The following is a 19,887-nucleotide window of genomic DNA, read 5'->3' on the forward strand; positions in this document are numbered from 1 at the left end:
TACTTGCAAACCAAGGCAGAGAACGGAGTTTAGAGGAACAGCCCAGGGCCGGGTCGAGTACCTTCGGGGAATCTGACGCCGACTTTCTGGATCTTGTTCCCGTCCATGACCGCGACGGTCCAGATTGTGCCGTGCCATTCGATCTGGTCGCCTACTACTGGCGCGCCTCCGACCTTCTGTCGGATGAACTGCGCCAGCGGCATTTTCGCGTCCAGGCCGTCGAGTTTCAGGCCGTACAGCGCGGCCACCGCGCCAAGCTCGGCGTCACCTTCGAGGACAAAGTCGCCGAAGAAGCGCAGGTCCAGGCCACGTTGTGGCGCCTGGCTGAACAGCTTGCCCAGGGCCGGCAGGTTGTGTTCGTGACCGATCACGCAGAGCATGTCGCCGACTTCCAGCACGGTGCTCCCGGAGGGGTGCAGCAGTTGCTCTTTGCGGAACAACGCGGCGATACGCGTGCCCTCGGGCATCTTCAGCTCCCGCAGGGCCGCGCCGATGCACCACTTCTCGGCGCCCAGGCGATAGACGAACAACTCCCACTCGCTGGTGACATGCACTTCAAGCGCGGAGCGGGAAATCGGTGCCGGATCCGGAGGCACGGTAACCTTCAGCAGCTTGGCCATCCACGGCAGGCTGGTGCCTTGCACCAGCAGCGACACCAGCACGATGAAGAACGCCAGGTTGAAGAACAGCTGGGCGTCCGGCAGGCCGGCCATCAGCGGGAACACTGCCAGGATGATCGGTACCGCGCCGCGCAGGCCAACCCAACTGATGAAGCCCTTCTCGCGGCCATGGAAGGCCTTGAACGGCAGCAGGGCGGCGACCACCGACAGTGGTCGGGCGAACAGGATCATCCACAGCGCCAGGCCCAGCGCCGGCAGGGCGATGGGCAGCAGGTCGTGGGGCGTGACCAGCAGGCCCAGCACCAGGAACATGCCGATCTGCGCCAGCCAGGCCATGCCGTCGAGCATGTGCAGGATGCCATGGCGGCTGCGGATCGGCTTGTTGCCCAGCACCAGGCCGCACAGGTACACGGCGAGGAAGCCGCTGCCGTGCAGGGCGTTGGTCAGGGAGAACACCACCAGGCCGCCAGCCACCACCAGGATCGGGTACAGGCCGCCGGCCAGTTTGATGCGGTTGACCAGTTGCAGCATCAGCCAGCCGCCGCCCAGGCCCATCAGCCCGCCGATACCGAACTCGCGCAGCAGGTGGGTGAGCAGGCTCCAGTGCAGGCCGGTCTGGCCGCTGGCGATCATGTCGATGAGCGTGACGGTGAGGAACACCGCCATGGGGTCGTTGCTGCCTGACTCGATCTCCAGCGTGGCGGTGACCCGCTCGTTCAGGCCCTTGCCGCCGAGCAGCGAGAACACCGCCGCGGCGTCGGTGGAGCCGACGATGGCGCCGATCAACAGGCCCTGGATCAGGCTCAGGTCGAACAACCAGGCGGCGACCATGCCGGTCAGCCCGGTGGTGATCAGTACGCCCACGGTGGCCAGCGACAATGCCGGCCACAGGGCCACGCGGAAACTCGCCACCCGCGTGCGCAAGCCGCCGTCGAGCAGGATCACCGCCAGCGCCAGGTTGCCCACCAGGTAGGCGGTCGGGTAGTTGTTGAAAATGATGCCGCCACCGTCGACTCCGGCGAGCATGCCGACGGCGAGGATGATGACCAGAATAGGGATGCCCAGGCGCGATGACAGCGAGCTGACCAGGATACTTGCCCCCACCAGCAAAGCGCCGATCAGGAACAGGCTGTTGATGGTGCTCGCATCCAAAGGCGGTACTCCGGGACATCGCAGAGAAAAGGGACCAGCTGCGTGAACTAGCAGGTCGCGTGCCAATCGATTCTAACCTGATGAATTGGCAGGCTGTAAAGCGTTTCCGCATATGAAAAAAGGCACCTCGAGAGGTGCCTTTTCTTGCGGTGCTCAGTGCTGGCCCTTCGCGGATAAATCCGCTCCTACAGTCTGTAGGAGCGGATTTATCCGCGATCGAGCCGGTGCAGGGTTCAACCCTGCTTCACTTCACGCAGCGCCTTGCCCTTCACCGGTGCATCGCCCGCCACGTAGTACTTGGCGGTGCTGCGCGGCAGCGGCTTGCGGCCACGGATCTTGTCCGAGATCTTCTCGGCGATCATGATCGTGGTGGCGTTCAGGTTGCCGGTGATGATCAGCGGCATGATCGACGCGTCGACCACACGCAGGCCCTGCATGCCGTGCACGCGGCCTTCGCCGTCGACCACCGCCATGTCGTCGGTGCCCATCTTGCACGAGCAGGACGGGTGGAAGGCGGTTTCGGCGTGCTCGCGGATGAACTTGTCCAGTTCTTCGTCGGTTTGCACATGGGCACCTGGGCTGATCTCGCGACCACGGAACGCGTCCAGCGCCGGCTGGGCCATGATTTCACGGGTCAGGCGGATGCCGTCGCGGAATTCCTGCCAGTCCTGCTCGGTGGACATGTAGTTGAACAGGATGCTTGGGTGCTGGCGTGGGTCTTTCGACTTGGCCTGGATGCGACCACGGGCCGGCGAGCGCATGGAGCCCATGTGCGCCTGGAAGCCGTGCTCTTTCACGCCGTTGGAGCCGTTGTAGTTAATGGCGACCGGCAGGAAGTGGTACTGGATGTTCGGCCACTTGAACTCAGGACGGGTGCGGATGAAACCACCGGCCTCGAACTGGTTGCTGGCGCCGATACCGGTGCCGTTGAACAGCCACTCGGCACCGATTTTCGGCTGGTTCCACCACAGCAGCGACGGGTACAGCGACACCGGCTGGGTGCAGGCGTACTGCAGGTACAGCTCCAGGTGGTCCTGCAGGTTCTCGCCGACGCCCGGCAGGTCGTGGACCACCGGGATGTCGAGGCTTTCCAGCAGGGCGCGCGGGCCGACGCCGGAACGCTGCAGCAGCTGCGGCGAAGCGATGGCGCCGGAGGATACGATGACTTCCTTGCGGGCGCGGGCTTCGACGCGCTCTTCGCTGTCACCCACCAGGTAGGTCACGCCAACGGCGCGCTTGCCGTCGAACAGCACGCGGTCGCTCAGGGCGTGAGTGACGATGGTCAGGTTCGGGCGCTTCTTGGCCTGGTCCAGGTAGCCGCGGGCGGTGCTGGAGCGACGGCCTTTCTTGGTGACCGAACGGTCCATCGGGCCGAAGCCTTCCTGCTGGTAGCCGTTGAGGTCTTCGGTGCGTGGGTAGCCGGCCTGCACGCCGGCTTCGACCATGGCGTGGAACAGCGGGTTGTTGCCGGCTTTCGGCGTGGCCACGCTGACCGGGCCTTCGCCGCCGTGGTAGTCGTTGGGGCCGATGTCGCGGGTTTCCGCTTTGCGGAAGTACGGCAGGCAGTCCAGGTAGGTCCAGTCGTCCAGGCCTGGCTGTTCCGCCCAGCCGTCGAAGTCCATGGCGTTACCACGGATGTAGCACATGCCGTTGATCAGCGAGGAGCCACCCAGGCCCTTGCCGCGGCCACATTCCATGCGGCGGCCGTCCATGAACGGCTCCGGGTCGGTCTCGTAGGCCCAGTTGTAGCGGCGGCCCTGCAGCGGGAAGGCCAGGGCGGCTGGCATCTGGGTGCGGAAGTCGAAGCGGTAGTCGGGGCCACCGGCTTCCAGCAGCAGCACGGAGACGCTGGCGTCTTCGGTCAGGCGGGTGGCCAGGGTGTTACCGGCCGAGCCGGCACCGACGATGATGTAGTCGAATTCTTTGGACATGAAAGTACCCTCGTGTTGGCGGTGATCAGGGAGCGGAAACGCCCGTGCGCGAAGGCACGGGCGTGGCTAGACAGGGTTTAGAAAACCGAGTTGTAGCCGCCCAGCTCGACCTGGACCGACTTGATGCGAGTGTATTGAGCCAGCGAGCTGACGCCGTTTTCACGGCCGACGCCCGACTGTTTGTAGCCGCCAACCGGCATCTCTGCCGGCGACTCGCCCCAGGCGTTGATCCAGCAGATGCCCGCTTCGAGCTTGTGGATGATGCGGTGGGCGCGGCTGATGTCGTTGGTGCACACGCCAGCGGCCAGGCCGTACTCGGTGTCGTTGGCGCGGCGGATGACTTCTTCTTCGGTTTCGTAGGTGAGGATGCTCATCACCGGGCCGAAGATCTCTTCCTTGACGATGGTCATGTCGTCGGTGCAGTCGGTGAACACGGTCGGGGCCACGAAGGCGCCCTTGGCGAAATCACCGGCAGTCAGACGCTCACCACCGCACAGAACGCGGGCGCCTTCTTCTTTACCCTTGGCGATGTAGCCCAGCACGCTTTCCATGTGCTGGAAGCTGACCAGCGGGCCGAAGTTGGTGTTCTCGTCTTCCGGGTTGCCGGCACGGATGCGGGCGACGCGCTCGGCGATCTTGGCTTCGAAGGCGGCTTTCATCGACGCCGGTACGAACACGCGGGTGCCGTTGGTGCAGACCTGGCCGGAGCTGTAGAAGTTGGCCATCATGGCGATGTCGGCGGCCTTGTCCAGGTCGGCGTCGTCGCAGATGATCAGCGGCGACTTGCCGCCCAGTTCCATGGTCACTTCCTTCAGCGACGAGCTGGAGGCGCTGGCCATGACTTTCTTGCCGGTGGTGGTGCCGCCGGTGAAGGAGACTTTCTCGATGCGCGGGTGCTCGGTCAGCCAGGTGCCGACTTCGCGGCCGCTGCCGGTCAGGACGTTGAACACGCCGTTCGGCAGGCCGGCTTCGGTGAAGATCTCGGCCAGTTTCAGGGTGGTCAGCGAGGTGACTTCCGACGGCTTGAAGATCATCGCGTTGCCGGCGGCCAGGGCCGGGGCGGATTTCCACAGGGCGATCTGGATCGGGTAGTTCCAGGCGCCGATACCGGCGGTCACGCCCAGCGGCTCGCGGCGGGTGTAGACGAAGGACGATTCGCGCAGCGGGATCTGCTCACCTTCGATGGCCGGTACCAGGCCAGCGTAGTACTCGAGCACGTCGGCGCCGGTGACGATGTCGACGTAGCGGGTTTCCGAGTACGACTTGCCGGTGTCCAGGGTTTCCAGCATGGCCAGCTCGTCGTTGCGCTCACGCAGGATGTCGACGGCGCGACGCAGGATGCGCGAACGCTGCATGGCGGTCATCGCGGCCCAGACTTTCTGGCCGCGTTCGGCGCTTTCGACGGCTTTTTCGACGTCGGCTTGGGTCGCGCGCTGCACATGGGCGAGGACTTCGCCGGTGGCCGGGTTGATGGCTTCGAAGGTGGCGTCGCTGCCAGCGTCGACGTAAGCGCCATCAATGTAGAGTTTTTGCGTTCCGAAACGGGCCATAGTGTCCTCGCAAGTGCAGTGTGTGGTTGGCTGCCGCGTCACGCTCCTGCCGGTTGGCTGGTCGCTGCGCGCGGCTGTTCAGAGGCCTGGTCGGTTGTGCCCAGGGACTGCTGTTTAGCCAGTTGTAGATCCATGTATTCGTAAGCGATGCGTATCGCCTGGTCGGTGTCGAATGCATCCCCCGACAGGGCGCCACGCAACCACAGGCCGTCGATCAAGGCTGCCAGCCCGCGGGCGGCCTTGCGCGCATGGTAGAGCGGCAGGACGCGGCGGAACTGGCAGCACAGGTTGGAATACAGGCGGTGATCGTTGATCCGCTGCAACCTGTGCAAAGACGGCTGGTGCATGCTGGAGGCCCAGAAGGCCAGCCAGGTTTTCATTGCCGGGCCATTCACCTGGCTGGCATCGAAGTTGCCTTCGATGATCACCTTGAGGTGGGCACGCGGGCTGTCGTCCGTGAGTGCCTGACGACGCGCGATCACACCCTCGTTGAGCATGTTCATGATGTGGCGCATCGTCGCTGCGATCAGGCCGTTCTTGTCCTGAAAGTAGTGACTGATGATGCCGTTCGACACACCGGCCAAACGGGCAATCAGCGCAATGCTGGCATCGCCCAGTCCGACCTGATCGACCGCCTGTAACGTGGCTTCGATCAACTGCTGGCGGCGGATGGGTTGCATACCGACCTTGGGCATCTTGCTATCTCCTCAGGCCTGCGGGCAGACGACGAGCGGCTGCCTCGGCGAGGCCAGTCTATTTTGTTTTGATTGAACGTTCAATCAATAAAGAATAAGCTCTGCGACAATTTGTGCCATTGACAGTTTTCAGGACGGTCAAGAGGACACGAATCGACACCCCAGGAAATCGTGTAACCCCCGGAATACAAGGCGTTGACGGGCATGAGCGATGCAAAGGACAGATTCTGCCGAGCGGTCATGGACTGCGCGGTCGGCCCTTGGAGCGGGCCAGGTGGTCTGTGGCGAATGCGCGCACCTTCTGCTGAGTGCGTGGCAAGGCGACAGGCGGCCGGTCTGTTTTTTTTGCAGCGTTTCGATTCGGGATCACGGTTTCCAGGGTGCTTTTATAACACCTTGCGCAGTAGGGCTATTGCACCAATTGCGTGGGAAATAACTGTTTAGCCTCCACTGCCGCACTGCCCGGAGCATTCGAGCAATGAGTTCTGCTTCCCTGACAAAGCCTCCCGCCGAGCGGGTACGGGTCAATCGCGTGGTGTTCATCACCTCGGCGCTGATGATCCTCGTTCTGACTGCCTTGCTGATCGCTGTACCCGAAACCGCCGGCCAGGTGCTGGGCGTCGCCCAGAAATGGCTGACCCGTACCTTCGGCTGGTACTACATGCTGGTGATCTGCGGTTACCTGCTGTTCGTCGTCTACCTGGCCTTCTCCGACTTCGGCAAGCTCAAGCTGGGCGGCAAGGACGACACCCCCGACTTCAGCTACGGCGCCTGGGCCGGCATGCTGTTCTCCTCCGGTATCGGTATCTCGCTGCTGTACTTCGGCGCCTCCGAGCCGCTGGACCACTACTTCAACCCACCGGAAGGCACTCCAGCCAGCCTCGAGGCCGCGCGCCAGGGCCTGCAGCTGACCTTCCTGCACTGGGGCCTGCACGGCTGGGCGATCTATGCCCTGGTCGGCCTGGCCGTGGGTTACTTCGCCTACCGCCACAACCAGCCGCTGGCACTGCGCTCGGCGCTGTACCCGCTGGTGGGTGAGCGTTGGGTCAAGGGCGGCGCGGGCCATGCCGTGGACATTTTCGGCATGTTCGTCACCCTGCTGGGCCTGGTGACCAACCTGGGCATTGGTTCGATGCAGGTGGCGTCCGGTCTGGAATACCTGTTCGGCATGGACCACAGCAAGACCAACCTGCTGGTGGTGATCCTGGTCATGGCCGGCGTTGCCACCGTGGCCGCGGTGTCGGGCGTGGAGAACGGCATCCGCCGCCTGTCCAACCTGAACATCCTGCTGTTCAGCGGCTTGCTGATCTTCGTGCTGCTGGCCGGCAACACCCTGCACCTGCTCAACGGCTTCGTGCAGAACATCGGTGACTACCTCAACGGTGTCGTGCTGAAGACCTTCGACCTGTATGTCTATGAAGGCGACAACGACAAGTCCGAGCGCTGGCTGGGCCTGTGGACCGTGTTCTACTGGGCCTGGTGGATCTCCTGGGGCCCGTTCGTCGGCATGTTCATCGCCCGTATCTCCAAGGGCCGTACCGTGCGCCAGCTGGTCAGCGGCGTGCTGCTGATCCCGCTGGGCTTCACCCTGGCCTGGCTGTCGATCTTCGGTAACACCGCATTGGACCTGGTGATCAACCAGGGCGCGGTGGAGCTGGGCAAGACCGCGCTCGAACAGCCGTCGATGTCGATCTACCAACTGCTGGAATTCTTCCCGGCCGCCAAGATCGTCATCGGTGTGGCGGTGTTCGTCGGCTTCGTGCTGTTCCTGACCCCCGCCGACTCCGGCGCGGTGATGATGGCCAACCTGTCGTGCAAGGGCGGCAAGGTCGACGAGGACGCCCCGCACTGGATGGTGGTGTTCTGGTCGGTGGTCATCACCCTGGTCACTATCGGGCTGCTGTTCGCCGGTAACTTCGAAGCCATGCAGACCATGGTGGTACTGGCCGGCCTGCCGTTCTCGGTGGTCCTGGTGCTGTTCATGTTCGGTCTGATGAAGGCCATGAAGCAGGACGTCGCAGTCGAGAGCGAGCGTGCCGAGCTGGCCGCCCGTGGCCGTCGCGGCTTCAGCGAGCGCCTCAGCCAGCTGGACCTGCAACCGACCCAAGCGGTGGTCCAGCGCTTCATGGACAAGCAGGTCAGCCCGGCGCTGAAAGAAGCCGCCGAGCAGCTGCGCACCCTGGGCTTCGAAGTAGAGACCCGTGTTGGCCAGTCGCGCAACATGATGGGCCTGCGGGTGATGATGGAAGAGGGCAACCCCTTCGTCTACGAAGCCAGCCTGGACGGTTACCTTGCCGCACCAAGCGAAGCGCCGGTCGAAGGCGAGCCGGAGGTGCAGCAGCGCTTCTACCGCGCCGAGGTGTACCTCCACGACGGCAGCCAGGAATACGACCTGATGGGCTTCACCCGCGAGCAGATCGTGCGTGACGTGCTGGATCAGTTCGAAAGCCACCGCCAGTTGCTGGGGCGTGTGTACAGCTGATCACGGCTGATCTCAGGCAAGGGCCCGGTTCGCGAGAACCGGGCCCTTTGCGTTTCTGGCGGGACTATCAACATGTAGTGCCTGGCGTTATGGCGAGGTGGGCACGCTGGTACCTCCTTCTCCTGGGGTCATCATCATGTCAACCGCAACTCTTCCCCTCTTCGATTTCAAGGCTGTCGTCGCCCAGCAATTCGTCGGCCGGCCAACGCTACGGCAGGTCGTGTCCGAGCAACTGCTCGCGTTTCTGCTTGAAAAATACCCCGTGTTGGCGGGCGTAACGCCGACGCTCGTCTCGGCCGATGCGTTGGAGCTGTTGATACCTGACCCGATCCAGCCGTCCTGGCATAGGAAGCCTCTGGTCGATGTCGTACTGCAGGCCATGCTGGAGGGCGCCGGGTTAAGCCTGGCGCCGGTCGATAGGCGTCACTTTGGCGTGGCATTACGTACCCCCTACCTGTTTCCGGGGGCTTCGGATAGCTTCCAGTCCCTCCAGCTCATTGGGCCAGGCGGCGAGCTCGACGATCTGCTTGCGACGCTGCTCGATGAGTGGCGCCAGGCACAGGTCGACTTTTGGAGCATGGCTGGCCCTGCCGGGGTCAGCCGCGACCGTTGGTTGCAGTTGGTGCTGAAGATGGCCTTGTTGCGTAACTTGCCGATGCAAGGCCTGGATAGCCATCAGCAAGCCTGTGTGCATGGGTTGCTCGGCCCGATTGCCAAGCGTCCGTCGGTCTTCGCCGTGCAGGTGGAGATGGTCGACGAAGGGCAGCGCTTCAGCGAAATGCAGGCCGGCCTGTTGGTGACCGGCGAATGGGACGAACAACAGGTGATCCTGTGGTGTTCGCCATCAAGTGTCATCAGAGGCTTCGATTCGCTCAGCGACTTTGCCACGGCGCTGCGCGACGAATTGACCGGTCGTCATCGCTTCGACGAGATGACCTGGCATCGCCAGGAGTTGACGGGTGATGCGTTCGCACAGCAGACGGCGCTGATGCTGGAGGCCATGCTGGAGAGGGCGCAGCAGGTCGCTGGCGCGCCAGGGCTAGGGGTGTCCGAAAAAGTGCGCTTGATCGATGCGCTGAGTGATCCATCGCAGTGGTTCATTGAGGGTTACTTCCTCGCGCCGACTGGCCTGGCTGTGCTGCCGCCTGGTGTGGCCAACGCTGGCGTTAGCAGCAGTTTTGCTTATCAGGACGCGTTGTTCGCATTGGCGCTGGACCAGGCGACCTCGCAGGGTGCGCGGGCGCTGGATGGCATTCAGGACCTGCAAACCTATACCCGCGAGCATTTGCGCCAGGCATTACTGAGCGATCATCCGGTCGATGCCAACTACGAGTCGGATGACCTGATACTCGAGCTCAAACGCGCCGAAGGTGTGCCCGGAGGGGCGGCGACCGGGGCCGGTGGTGGCGAGCCGCTGGTACCGGCCGGGGAAAAGTCCCTGACGGACTTTGCCATCGGCAACCTGGGCTCGTTGCACGGCGCCGTTATAACGGGGGTCAAGCACCGGGATGGTCAGTTGATCATGCCGTGGTTGACTGCCGATTACCTGCAGGCGCTTGTTCAGCAGGTGGATATCGGCGGTCGCTACCCCGCTTACGTGGCGCAGTCATTGGATGCGCCAGAAGGGCGAGCGCAGCGTGTCGAGCATTTCGGCAGGGAGTGGCGGCAGGCGCTGCTGTTCAGCGCATTGTCGGCAAGGCTCGACGGCATGTTGAGCGAAGTTGGGCTGCAGGTTGTCACCGATTATGTGCGCGGCTTGGCCGATACGACCACCTCGCTGATGCCGTTGGCCTATACCGAGGCGGGTCAATCATCGCGGTATGACACCGTGCATGGCATGTATGTGCTGAGCTGCACTGAACCTGCCCGGGTGATCCTTTATCGACCACTTTACGGCCATGAGGCTATGCGCGAGTTCAGCGACCTGGAGGCGCTCGGTAGCGCGATCCGCCTGTCGTCCAGCTTGCGCGCCAGCGTTTTGCAATGGATGGACGAGGCGGCGCGTACGTACTACCACAGCGACCTCAGCGCCGATACGCGCCTGGTGCACGTTGGCATTGACCCGGGACTGCTGCCCGAGCCGGCGAAGCTGGCACAGCAGTTTTGGCGCATCGATGTCGATAGCAGACTGTACAACGCCAATCGAGACTGGCTGGTGGCAATTGCCGAGCAAGCGACGACCTCCACGGCGCAAAGCCGATGGACGATGTTCGAACAGGCGGCCTGGTTGTTGTTCCAGACCGCCGTGCCGCTGCTGCGCGGGCCGGTTGCAGTGGTGGCGTGGCTGACACAAACGATCATGGCATTCTCGGCCGATGTTTCGGCGTTGATCGAAGGGAGTGAGTTTGAAGCGTCACAAGCGGTGGTGGACCTGGTGCTCAATGTCGGTATGGTCTTGTTGCATAAGGGTCTGCCTGGGGTAAGCCCTTCTCCGCCCAAGCCTGTGACGCACATTGGCCAAGCGTTGATGGGTTACTCGACTGACCCCACGGTGGTGGTGCAGCCAAAACAAGGAAAGGTCGGCTTGCCCGGCCCGGTAGCCCAGACGCGATTGGATTTCTCCTGGCGTGGCAATGCCGGATTCAACTGGCTCGATCCGCTACGACGACAGGCGCTGCAGCAACTACGAGTTACTGTTGATCTCGAGGGTATCGAGCCGCTGGGCGTGGGGGCCGCCAGCGGACTCTATCCGATCGGTGAGCAGTTCTATGCAGTGATGGCCAATGCCACCTATCCCGTCGCGTTATTTGAAGGTGATGTACGCATTATTGACGGAAACGGCGCGCCACAGGCCAGGATTCTCCGCAAAGGCGGCGTCTGGCGCATCGATGCTTCGATGAGGCTTGCTGGTGGCGGGCCCAAGACGCGGCGCCAGCTCATGAGAGAGGAGAACCAGCGCCTTGTGGAGACGCTGAAGGCTGAGGACAAGAAACTCATTACCGAGATGAACCTGCTGGACCAGGAGTTCGTCAAGCACCGAGACTTCTTCACTCGTGCCACCGCGGACTTGAAGGATTTGGAAGCCAAGACGCCAAGGGATGCGCGCGATGAACTGCGGTTGCAGCTCCAGCAAAAAATACAGCATCAGGCCAGGTTACGCGTCGTCGACGACCTGAGGGTGCTGGTCGAGAAGGGCATTGCGCATGACAAAGTGATTTCGCGCCTCGAGGCCACAAGGCTGACCGACCCACAGATGCCAGAGGCGATCAGGTTGCAACGCAATGCTACGCGGGAGGAGCTGCTCTCCCGTTGCGAGATCTACTACAACGAGCTGGCCAAGCTGATCAACGAGGTGAACATTCAGGCATTGAGCGACGCCATGGCCATCCTGCCGGCCTCGCACGACGAGATTCAGTATTACCGGGACTTTTACAGCCAGTTGGAGCAAGTCATTGCCTGGGAAGGTGAACTGGTCAATTTGTCGGTTGATTTCGATGGGCTGCTGGAGGACACCCTCCGAGATGATTCGATCATCTTCAAGCGAGGCATCGATGACAAGCGGGCCGACAAGCATGCGCAACTGAAGCATGTCATCGAGCAGCGCCACTTGACGGCCAACGAGCTGGCGTTTCGGCGGTTGATCGATCTTGCCGAGGCCAGTCTGGACCGTCTGGCGGGCGTTGATGAGCGCATCCTGGTGGAATACGCAGAGTATCTGGCCGGGCCGGAGCTGGTCAGTGCCGGGGCCGCCCACGGTGACCTCGCAGGGGGCGAGCTGACGCTCAACGAACGTATCGATATTCTCACGGGTGTATTGGAGTCCTATGCTCAGGCCGAGGTCATGAGCCAATACCTGTCCAGCTTGGGGGGTGAGGTGATCCGCTCGGCCCGTCTGCAGGAGTACCGCCAGGCGCTCCAGGCGTTGATCGGGAGCGCTGAGGACGCGTTGAAACAGGCAGTTCGCGAGCAGCAATTGGCTGAAACGTCTGCGCCACGACCGGCGGTCTACGCGATGCGTGGCGGCAAGCGGCAGGTGGTCAGGACCCAGCGGGGCAAGAGTGTCGTGGGTGAGCAGCGACAGTTGGAGGGTGAGGATGTCGTGCAACAGGTGGATTCACGAATGACGGTCCTCAAGACGTTTCGTCAGCAGGGAAAGGACTGGGTCGAGGATGTGATGCCACGCAATCCGCAGCCAGCTCCGGCCATCGACGCCGGCAGGATGGTGGGGCGGGGGCGCAAGCTGGTCGGGCAGATCGAGTCGGTGGTGCGGTTGGCCAGGCAATACGTCAAGACCGATGAGCCCAACGGCCTGTCGACCATCATCGACGAGCACATCGAAAAGCTCCGGGACGTGCTGGAAAACCTGTCGAATGACGAGGCCAACAGTGAGCTGCGTGAACAGTTGGACGCTGGGATCAACCGCCTGGACGCGTCTCGCCAGGACTTGCTGGAGGCCTTGTACCTGACGACCAGCCACCCTAATGCCGAGAGCCTGCGTTACCTGCTGGCGCGTGATCAGGTCACCGTCACCCGCGTGCCCGGGCGCACGCGGCTCAAGGCGGATGACTATCTGGAGATCTATGAGATCCGGCGCAAGCCCAGGGAGGGGCGGCCAGGAAACGGCTTGTGGGAAGCGCACTTCCACTACCCGGCGGTGGATACCTCGGGGCGGCTGTTCAGCAAGGGGCACATAAAGCTCTGGGCCGAGCGCAAGCTAGGCTGGGAAGCGCAGTTGCGCGCGGCAATCGAGCGTAACGAGCTGTTGCCAATCTACCGCGGGAATGTACAGCTTGCCCAGGTGGACGGCCTGATCCCATTCGACTGATGCTTCAGCGATTACTGTAGACCCCATGCCTGCCATGGGCGGGCATGGCCTGGTTGCCGCGCTCTGCGATCATCTGGCGCAGGCTGAGCAGTTCGATGCCTTGGGCCTTGAGCCGGGGGATCTCACGGCTCAGCACGTCCAGCGTCTGAGGGTAGGGATGGCCGATCAGCACCACCGAACCCTGCTTGCGGGCCAGGGCGATACCTTGCTGCAACTGCCCGCTGATAGCCTCCGGGGTGCGCACGTCATCAAGGAATACATCCCGCGAGACATGGGCCAGGCCCACCGCCTGGGCTTCGGCCGCCGCGACTGTGGCAGCGCTGGTGCGGCTGTCGACGAAGAACAGGTGACGGCGCTGCAGTTCCTCCATCAGCCAGTGCATCGGCTCACGCTGGGCAGTCATGCGGCTACCCATGTGGTTGTTGATGCCGGCGGCGTAGGGCACTTTGGCCAGCGCGGCGTCCAGCCGACGGGCCAGTTCCTCGATGGCTGTGCCTGGGTGCCAGGCGTAGGGGCCGGTGGCTGGGTCCATGGGCATGTGCAGGATCACCGTGCGCCCGGCCTTGTGGGCCTGGCGGGCGAAGTCGGTGGCGTGCGGGGTGTCGGGCATGATCGCCATCGTGACCGGGCCGGGCAAGGCGAGCGTGCGGCTGTCGCGCTCGTCGCTCTGGCCCAGGTCGTCGATGATGATGCTCATATAGGCCTTGCCTGGCGCCGCCTGTGCGGCGCCGAGCATGAGGCAGAACAGCGTGAACAGCAGATAACGCATGGGAAGCGGTCAGTTGCCCTTGGTGATGTTCAGGCCCTTGAGCAGGCTGAGGGCCTGGCTGAGCTGGAAGTCGTTGTCCTGTGGGCGATCCTTGCGCTTGGCACTGCCGGTGGGGCGATCGGCGCCGCCGTTGCCGTTGCCCAGGTGACCCTGCAGGTCGGCTTCCTTGAAGTTGTCGTTGTCGGCCTCTGTGGTGAGCTTGGCCGGGCGCACTTCGATGTCGGGCACGATGCCTTGGGCCTGGATCGAGCGGCCATTGGGGGTGAAGTAGAGCGCGGTGGTGAGCTTGAGCGCACGGTCGTTGGCCAGTGGCAGCACAGTCTGCACCGAGCCCTTGCCGAAGCTGTCGGTGCCCATCAGCACGGCGCGTTTCTGGTCCTGCAGGGCGCCGGCGACGATCTCGGAGGCCGAGGCGCTGCCGCCGTTGATCAGCACCACCAGCGGCACGCCTTCGCTGGCGTCGGCCGGGTCGGCGGAGAAGCGCAGCTCGGAGTTGGCGATGCGGCCCTTGGTGTAGACGATCAGGCCCTTGGTGAGGAAGTGGTCGGCCACTTCCACCGCCGCCTGCAGCACGCCACCGGGGTTGTTGCGCAGGTCGAGCACTACGCCGCGCAGCTTCTTGCCGTTATCCTTGCGCAGCTTGGCCAGGGCCTTGCCCACCTCGTCGCCGGTCTTGACCTGGAACTGGGTGATGCGGATGTAGCCGTAGTCGTTCTCCAGCAACTGGCTCTTCACGCTCTTGACCTGGATCACCGCGCGGGCCAGGGTCACGTCGAAGGGCGTGCCGCCATCGCGTACCAGCGTCAGGGTGATCTTCTCGCCGACCTTGCCGCGCATCTTGTCGACCGCTTCGGTCATGGTCTGGCCGCGGGTCGGAGCGCCGTTGATCTTGACGATCAGGTCGCCGGCCTGCACGCCGGCGCGGGACGCCGGGGTGTCGTCGATGGGCGAGACCACCTTGATGAAGCCGTCTTCCTGGCCGACTTCGATGCCCAGGCCACCGAACTCGCCGCTGGTGCTCTCTTGCAGTTCCTGGAAGTCCTCGGGGCCGAGGTACGCCGAATGCGGGTCGAGGTTGCTGAGCATGCCCTTGATGGCGTTCTCCAGCAGTGTCTTGTCATCCACAGGTTCGACATAGGCGGCCTTGATGCGGTCCATGACCTCGGCGAAGGTGCGCAGCTCCTCCAGGGGCAGGGGTGCCTTGGCGGTCACCTCGGTGGCCGGCACCATGGCCGGCTTGGCCGCCGGCTTGACCGGGTCGGCGGCGGTGGCCAGGGGCGCGCCGACGACCAGGGCGATGGTCAGGGCCAGTTGAGAGAGGCGAGGCGAGTGCAGCATGTCGAACGAACTCCTGATCCTGTTGGCGCTCCCATGGGAGCATCGGCGCAGCGCGCGTGGCTGCGCCGTAAAAGTAGTTGGCATCTAGCCTCGGCACCATTGCGCGGGATCGCTGGGCCGGCCCTGCTGGCGAATCGCGAAATACAGCCCGGCGCTGTCCTGGCCGCCGCTGTCGCCGACGGTGGAGATCGCCTCGCCGGCCTTGACGATGTCGCCGGCGCTCTTGAGAAGGCTCTGGTTGTGGCCGTACAGGCTCAGGTAACCATTGCCATGGTCGAGGATGACCAGAAGTCCGGCGCCACGCAACCAGTCGGCGAACACCACGCGCCCGCCATGCACGGCACGCACCTGGGTACCGGCGCTGGCGCCGATCATCACGCCGTCCCACTTGGCCCGGGCGTCGCCACCACGGGTATCGCCAAAACGCGCCAACAGTCGACCATTGACCGGCCACGGAAGTTTTCCCCGGGCCGCGGAAAATGCGCCGCCATAGCTGGCACTGTCGCTGGAAACCACCGGCCCCAGGGTGGTGCGGGCCTTTTTCGGGGCTTCTTCGGGCGTGTTGTCGCGGGCGGCGGCCAGGGCCTGTTCCTTGAGCCGCTTTTCCTCTTCCTGCTTGGCCAGCAGGGCACGCTGGCGGGCTTCTTCAGCCTCGCGGGCCTGGCGGGCGAGGGTTTCCTCGATGGTTTTGAGCACCTTGCCCAGGTCGGCCTGGTCCTGCTCGCGAGCCTGGAGCTTCTGGTCGCGCTCTTTCATGTCGCTGTTGAGCTTGGCCAGCACCTGCTGGCGTTTGCCTCGTTCGCTCTCGAGGGCCTGGCGCTGGCTGTCGAGGTCGGCGCGTTGCGCCAGCAGTTGCTCCTGCTGGCGGCCGATGTCCTGCTCGACATTGGCCAGTTGGCGCAGTGTCTCATTGAATGTACGCAGCTGCTCGGTGCGCGCCTTGCTCAGGTAGTCGTAGTAAGTGAGGGTGCGGGCGAACTTTTCCGGGTTCTGCTGGTTGAGCAGCAGCTTGAGGTATTCCTCGCGGCCGTTGTTCTGGTAGGCCGAACGGGCCTGGATGGCGATCAGTCGCTGTTGTTCACTGCGGGCGCTCTGGAGTTTTTTTTTCTCGTGGTCAAGGCGCTCCAGCTCGCCCTCGGTCTTTTTTAGTTCTTGCTGCAGTGCCTCCACCTGCTTTTCGAGGTTGCCGATGTCGGTCTCGGTGGCCTTGAGGTCTTTCTGCACGCCGGACTTCTCCTCCTGGAGCTTGCCCAGCATTTTCTTCAGCTCGGCGATATCCTGGCGGGTGGCGTCCAGCTGTTGCTGGGTCTGCGCGCGCTCGTCGGCAGCGAAGGCCGGGGCGAGCAGGCATGACAGGGCTAGTAGGAAGAGGGCGCGGAGCATGGGGTTTGGCGTACCAGGGATGGAGACTGGCCTAGTATGCCCGCGCGGGCCTGTAAAAAAAACGCCCCGCGGCGTGTGCGGCGGGGCGTTGGTCTGGAATTCAGGTGTTTTGGGGCTGCTGCGCAGCCCTTTCGCGGCACAAGGCCGCTCCTACAGGTTATGTGCGATCACCTGTAGGAGCGGCCTTGTGCCGCGAAAGGGCCGCAAAGCGGCCCCAAAACACGAATCAAGCGTCAACCAGAATGGACGTACCGGTCATTTCTGCCGGCTTCTCCAGCCCCAGCAGCTTGAGCATGGTCGGTGCGACATCGGCCAGCACGCCGCCTTCGCGGACCTTGACGTTGCGCTTGCCGACATAGATGAACGGCACCGGCTCGCTGGTATGGGCGGTGTGTGCCTGGCCGGTGCACTCGTCTTCCATCTGCTCGACGTTGCCGTGGTCGGCGGTGATCAGCGCTTCGCCGCCCACCTTGTCCAGCGCCTCGACGATGCGTCCGACACAACTGTCCAGGGCTTCGACGGCCTTGACCGCCGCCTCGAACACGCCGGTATGGCCGACCATGTCGCCGTTGGCGTAGTTGACCACGATCACGTCAAAGCGCTGCTGCTCGATGGCTTCGACGATGCGGTCGGTCACTTCCGGGGCGTTCATTTCCGGCTGCAGGTCGTAGGTGGCGACCTTCGGCGACGGGATCAGGATGCGCTCTTCGCCTTCGAACGGTTCTTCGCGGCCACCGGAGAAGAAGAACGTGACATGGGCGTATTTTTCGGTTTCGGCGATGCGCAGCTGGGTCTTGCCGTTCTTCGCCAGGTATTCGCCCAGGACATTGTCCAGGCTGGACGGCGCAAACGCGGCGGGCGCCGGAATTTTCGCCGAATACTGGGTCAGGCCGATGTACGCCGCCAGCTTGGGCAGGCGTGCGCGTGGAAATTCGTTGAAATCCGCTTCGACGAATGCGCGCGACAGCTCGCGGGCGCGGTCGGCGCGGAAGTTCATGAAGATGACCGCGTCGCCATCCTCGACCTTGACGGCTTCGCCAATGCGCGTGGCCTTGACGAACTCGTCATTCTCCTCGCGGGCATAGGCCGCTTGCAGGCCGGCAAGGGCGCTGTCGGCGGTATATTCGGCGGCGCTGTCGACGATCAGGTTGTAGGCGGCGCTGACGCGGTCCCAGCGGTTGTCGCGGTCCATGGCGTAGTAGCGGCCGATCAGGCTGGCGATGCGGCCCTTGCCGAGCTTGGCGAAGGTGGCGTCGAGCAGTTCGATGGATGACTGGGCGCTGCGCGGCGGTGTGTCGCGGCCGTCGAGGAAGGCGTGCAGGTAGATCTTCTCGGCGCCACGCTGGGCGGCGAGTTCGGCCATGGCGATCAGGTGGTCCTGGTGGCTGTGCACGCCGCCGTCGGAGAGCAGGCCGAGGATGTGCACGGCTTTGCCGGCATTGGCGGCTTTGTCTACCGCGCCGGTGAGTACCGGGTTTGCGAAGAACTCGCCGTCACGGATGGCCTTGGTCACCCGGGTGAAGTCCTGGTACACCACGCGGCCGGCGCCGAGGTTCATGTGACCGACTTCGGAGTTGCCCATCTGCCCGTCGGGCAGGCCCACGTCCATGCCGGAACCGGAGACCAAACCGTGCGGCTGGGTGGCGCGCAGGCGGTCGTAGACCGGTGTGTTGGCGGCGAAGATGGCGTTGTATTCGGGGCTTTCGCTGTGACCGAAGCCATCCAGGATGATCAGGACCAGGGGTTTAGGCGTACTCGTCATCAATCAAACTCACGGTTGTTCAAAGATGATAAAGACACGCATTTTAGGGCAAATCCGCCAGCGGCGGCGAATATTCCTCCCCTTGCCCGACCAGCGCGGTCGGATATGCAACATGAAGGTGGTTTTCCGGCCGGCCCGGTGGGCTTTGGCGGTCATGGGGGGCTGTGTATACTGGCCGCCATTTTCAATCGCCTGGAACACCCCTGATGGTTGCTCACCTGATTCAATTCGCGACAGATCACTTCATCCTGGTGGCGATCTTCGTCGTCCTGCTGATCCTGCTGCTGATCAACGAAGTCCGCCGTGGCGGCCAGAGCCTGAGCAACGGCCAGCTGACTGCCCTGGTCAATTCGGAAAAGGCCGTGGTGATCGATATTCGCCCCTCGAAGGAGTATTCGGCCGGGCATATCGTCGGTGCGCTGAACATTCCGCAGGACAAAGTGGCCAGCCGCATGAGCGAGCTGGAAAAGCACAAAGACAAGACCCTGATCGTCGTCGACGCGATGGGCCAGCAGTCCGGCACCCTGTGCCGCGAGCTGCTCAAGGCTGGTTTCACCGCCGCCAAGCTCAGCGGTGGCGTTTCCAGCTGGAAAGCCGATAACCTGCCCCTGGTGAAGTGATATGAAGCCCGTCATCGTCTATTCCAGCGATTACTGCCCCTACTGCATGCGCGCCAAGTACCTGCTCGAGAGCAAGGGCGTGGCGTTCGAGGAGATCAAGGTCGACGGCAAGCCCCAGGTTCGCGCCGAAATGAGCCAGAAGGCCGGGCGCACCTCGGTGCCGCAGATCTGGATCGGCAGCACGCACGTCGGTGGATGCGATGACCTCTATGCCCTGGAGCGCGCGGGCAAGCTCGACGCGCTGCTGGCGGCCTGATTTGCACTGCATTCAAGAACATTAGGAAAAGGATCTGCCATGACCGAGCAACAGACCAACGGCGCCACTGACGCCAACGCCCCACAATTCTCCCTGCAGCGTATCTACGTGCGCGATCTGTCGTTCGAGGCCCCGAAAAGCCCGCAGATCTTCCGCCAGCAGTGGGAACCGAGCGTCTCGCTGGACCTGAACACCCGCCAGAAAGCCCTGGAAGGCGACTTCCACGAAGTGGTACTGACCCTGTCGGTGACCGTCAAGAACGGTGACGAAGTGGCCTTCATCGCCGAAGTGCAGCAGGCTGGCATCTTCCTGATCGCCAATCTCGACGCGGCTTCCATGAGCCACACTCTCGGCGCGTTCTGCCCGAACATCCTGTTCCCGTACGCCCGTGAAACCCTGGACAGCCTGGTGACCCGTGGTTCGTTCCCGGCCCTGATGCTGTCGCCGGTCAACTTCGACGCCCTGTACGCGCAAGAGATGCAGCGCATGCAGGAAGCCGGTGAAGCACCGACTGTGCAGTAAGGCCGCAAGCCATGAAAAAGCGCCTCGAGGGGCGCTTTTTTC

At 63.4% G+C, this 19,887-nt stretch carries 13 protein-coding genes; 5 read left to right on the forward strand and 8 right to left on the reverse strand.

The features are described from left to right. Positions 1 to 29: 29 nt before the first annotated feature. The 4 genes from P5705_RS06830 to betI form a co-directional block, all read right to left on the reverse strand. Complete coding sequence (locus tag P5705_RS06830; protein WP_277460123.1) at positions 30 to 1,772, reverse strand: potassium/proton antiporter; 1,743 nt, start codon at positions 1,770 to 1,772, stop codon at positions 30 to 32. 233 nt (positions 1,773 to 2,005) lie between these two features. Next, positions 2,006 to 3,703 (reverse strand): choline dehydrogenase, encoded by a 1,698-nt coding sequence (gene betA / locus P5705_RS06835; RefSeq protein ID WP_277460124.1) that lies wholly within the window; start codon positions 3,701 to 3,703, stop codon positions 2,006 to 2,008. Between the two features lie 77 nt (positions 3,704 to 3,780). After that, positions 3,781 to 5,253 (reverse strand): betaine-aldehyde dehydrogenase, encoded by a 1,473-nt coding sequence (betB, locus tag P5705_RS06840; protein WP_240063927.1) that lies wholly within the window; start codon positions 5,251 to 5,253, stop codon positions 3,781 to 3,783. Positions 5,254 to 5,291: 38 nt separating this feature from the next. Then, positions 5,292 to 5,948, reverse strand: coding sequence for a transcriptional regulator BetI (gene betI / locus P5705_RS06845; RefSeq protein WP_028688420.1), 657 nt, complete (start codon positions 5,946 to 5,948; stop codon positions 5,292 to 5,294). A 478-nt stretch (positions 5,949 to 6,426) separates the two neighbouring features. Between betI and P5705_RS06850 the strand changes: the two genes are divergently transcribed. Together P5705_RS06850 and P5705_RS06855 are read left to right on the forward strand one after the other, a co-directional pair. After that, on the forward strand, positions 6,427 to 8,430 hold the full coding sequence (locus P5705_RS06850; protein ID WP_277460125.1) for a BCCT family transporter: 2,004 nt from the start codon (positions 6,427 to 6,429) through the stop codon (positions 8,428 to 8,430). A 136-nt stretch (positions 8,431 to 8,566) separates the two neighbouring features. Continuing rightward, positions 8,567 to 13,195: a dermonecrotic toxin domain-containing protein gene (locus tag P5705_RS06855; RefSeq protein ID WP_277460126.1), complete on the forward strand. Its 4,629-nt coding sequence runs from the start codon at positions 8,567 to 8,569 to the stop codon at positions 13,193 to 13,195. 4 nt (positions 13,196 to 13,199) lie between these two features. Here P5705_RS06855 and P5705_RS06860 read toward each other — a convergent pair whose 3' ends face one another. The 4 genes from P5705_RS06860 to gpmI form a co-directional block, all read right to left on the reverse strand. Further along, complete coding sequence (locus tag P5705_RS06860; RefSeq protein ID WP_277460127.1) at positions 13,200 to 13,964, reverse strand: divergent polysaccharide deacetylase family protein; 765 nt, start codon at positions 13,962 to 13,964, stop codon at positions 13,200 to 13,202. Positions 13,965 to 13,973: 9 nt separating this feature from the next. Next, the gene (locus tag P5705_RS06865; RefSeq protein WP_277460128.1) at positions 13,974 to 15,302 is read right to left on the reverse strand and encodes a S41 family peptidase; all 1,329 of its coding nucleotides are present in this window, start codon (positions 15,300 to 15,302) and stop codon (positions 13,974 to 13,976) included. 84 nt (positions 15,303 to 15,386) lie between these two features. Next, the gene (locus P5705_RS06870) at positions 15,387 to 16,685 is read right to left on the reverse strand and encodes a murein hydrolase activator EnvC family protein (RefSeq protein ID WP_277460129.1); all 1,299 of its coding nucleotides are present in this window, start codon (positions 16,683 to 16,685) and stop codon (positions 15,387 to 15,389) included. 226 nt (positions 16,686 to 16,911) lie between these two features. Beyond that, positions 16,912 to 18,447, reverse strand: coding sequence for a 2,3-bisphosphoglycerate-independent phosphoglycerate mutase (gene gpmI / locus P5705_RS06875; protein WP_277460130.1), 1,536 nt, complete (start codon positions 18,445 to 18,447; stop codon positions 16,912 to 16,914). A gap of 206 nt (positions 18,448 to 18,653) precedes the next feature. On the opposite strand from gpmI, the gene P5705_RS06880 reads away from it, so the two are divergent. Genes P5705_RS06880 through secB form a run of 3 tightly spaced genes read left to right on the forward strand, consistent with a single transcriptional unit; the run spans position 18,654 to position 19,845 of the window. Then, the gene (locus tag P5705_RS06880; protein ID WP_213659266.1) at positions 18,654 to 19,067 is read left to right on the forward strand and encodes a rhodanese-like domain-containing protein; all 414 of its coding nucleotides are present in this window, start codon (positions 18,654 to 18,656) and stop codon (positions 19,065 to 19,067) included. 1 nt (position 19,068) lies between these two features. Next, the gene (grxC, locus tag P5705_RS06885; protein ID WP_003249204.1) at positions 19,069 to 19,323 is read left to right on the forward strand and encodes a glutaredoxin 3; all 255 of its coding nucleotides are present in this window, start codon (positions 19,069 to 19,071) and stop codon (positions 19,321 to 19,323) included. 39 nt (positions 19,324 to 19,362) lie between these two features. Then, positions 19,363 to 19,845, forward strand: a complete 483-nt coding sequence (gene secB, locus P5705_RS06890; RefSeq protein WP_277460131.1) for a protein-export chaperone SecB — start codon at positions 19,363 to 19,365, stop codon at positions 19,843 to 19,845. Positions 19,846 to 19,887 lie beyond the last annotated feature (42 nt).

It is taken from the genome of Pseudomonas entomophila (assembly GCF_029478665.1).
Taxonomy (GTDB): domain Bacteria; phylum Pseudomonadota; class Gammaproteobacteria; order Pseudomonadales; family Pseudomonadaceae; genus Aquipseudomonas; species Aquipseudomonas entomophila_F.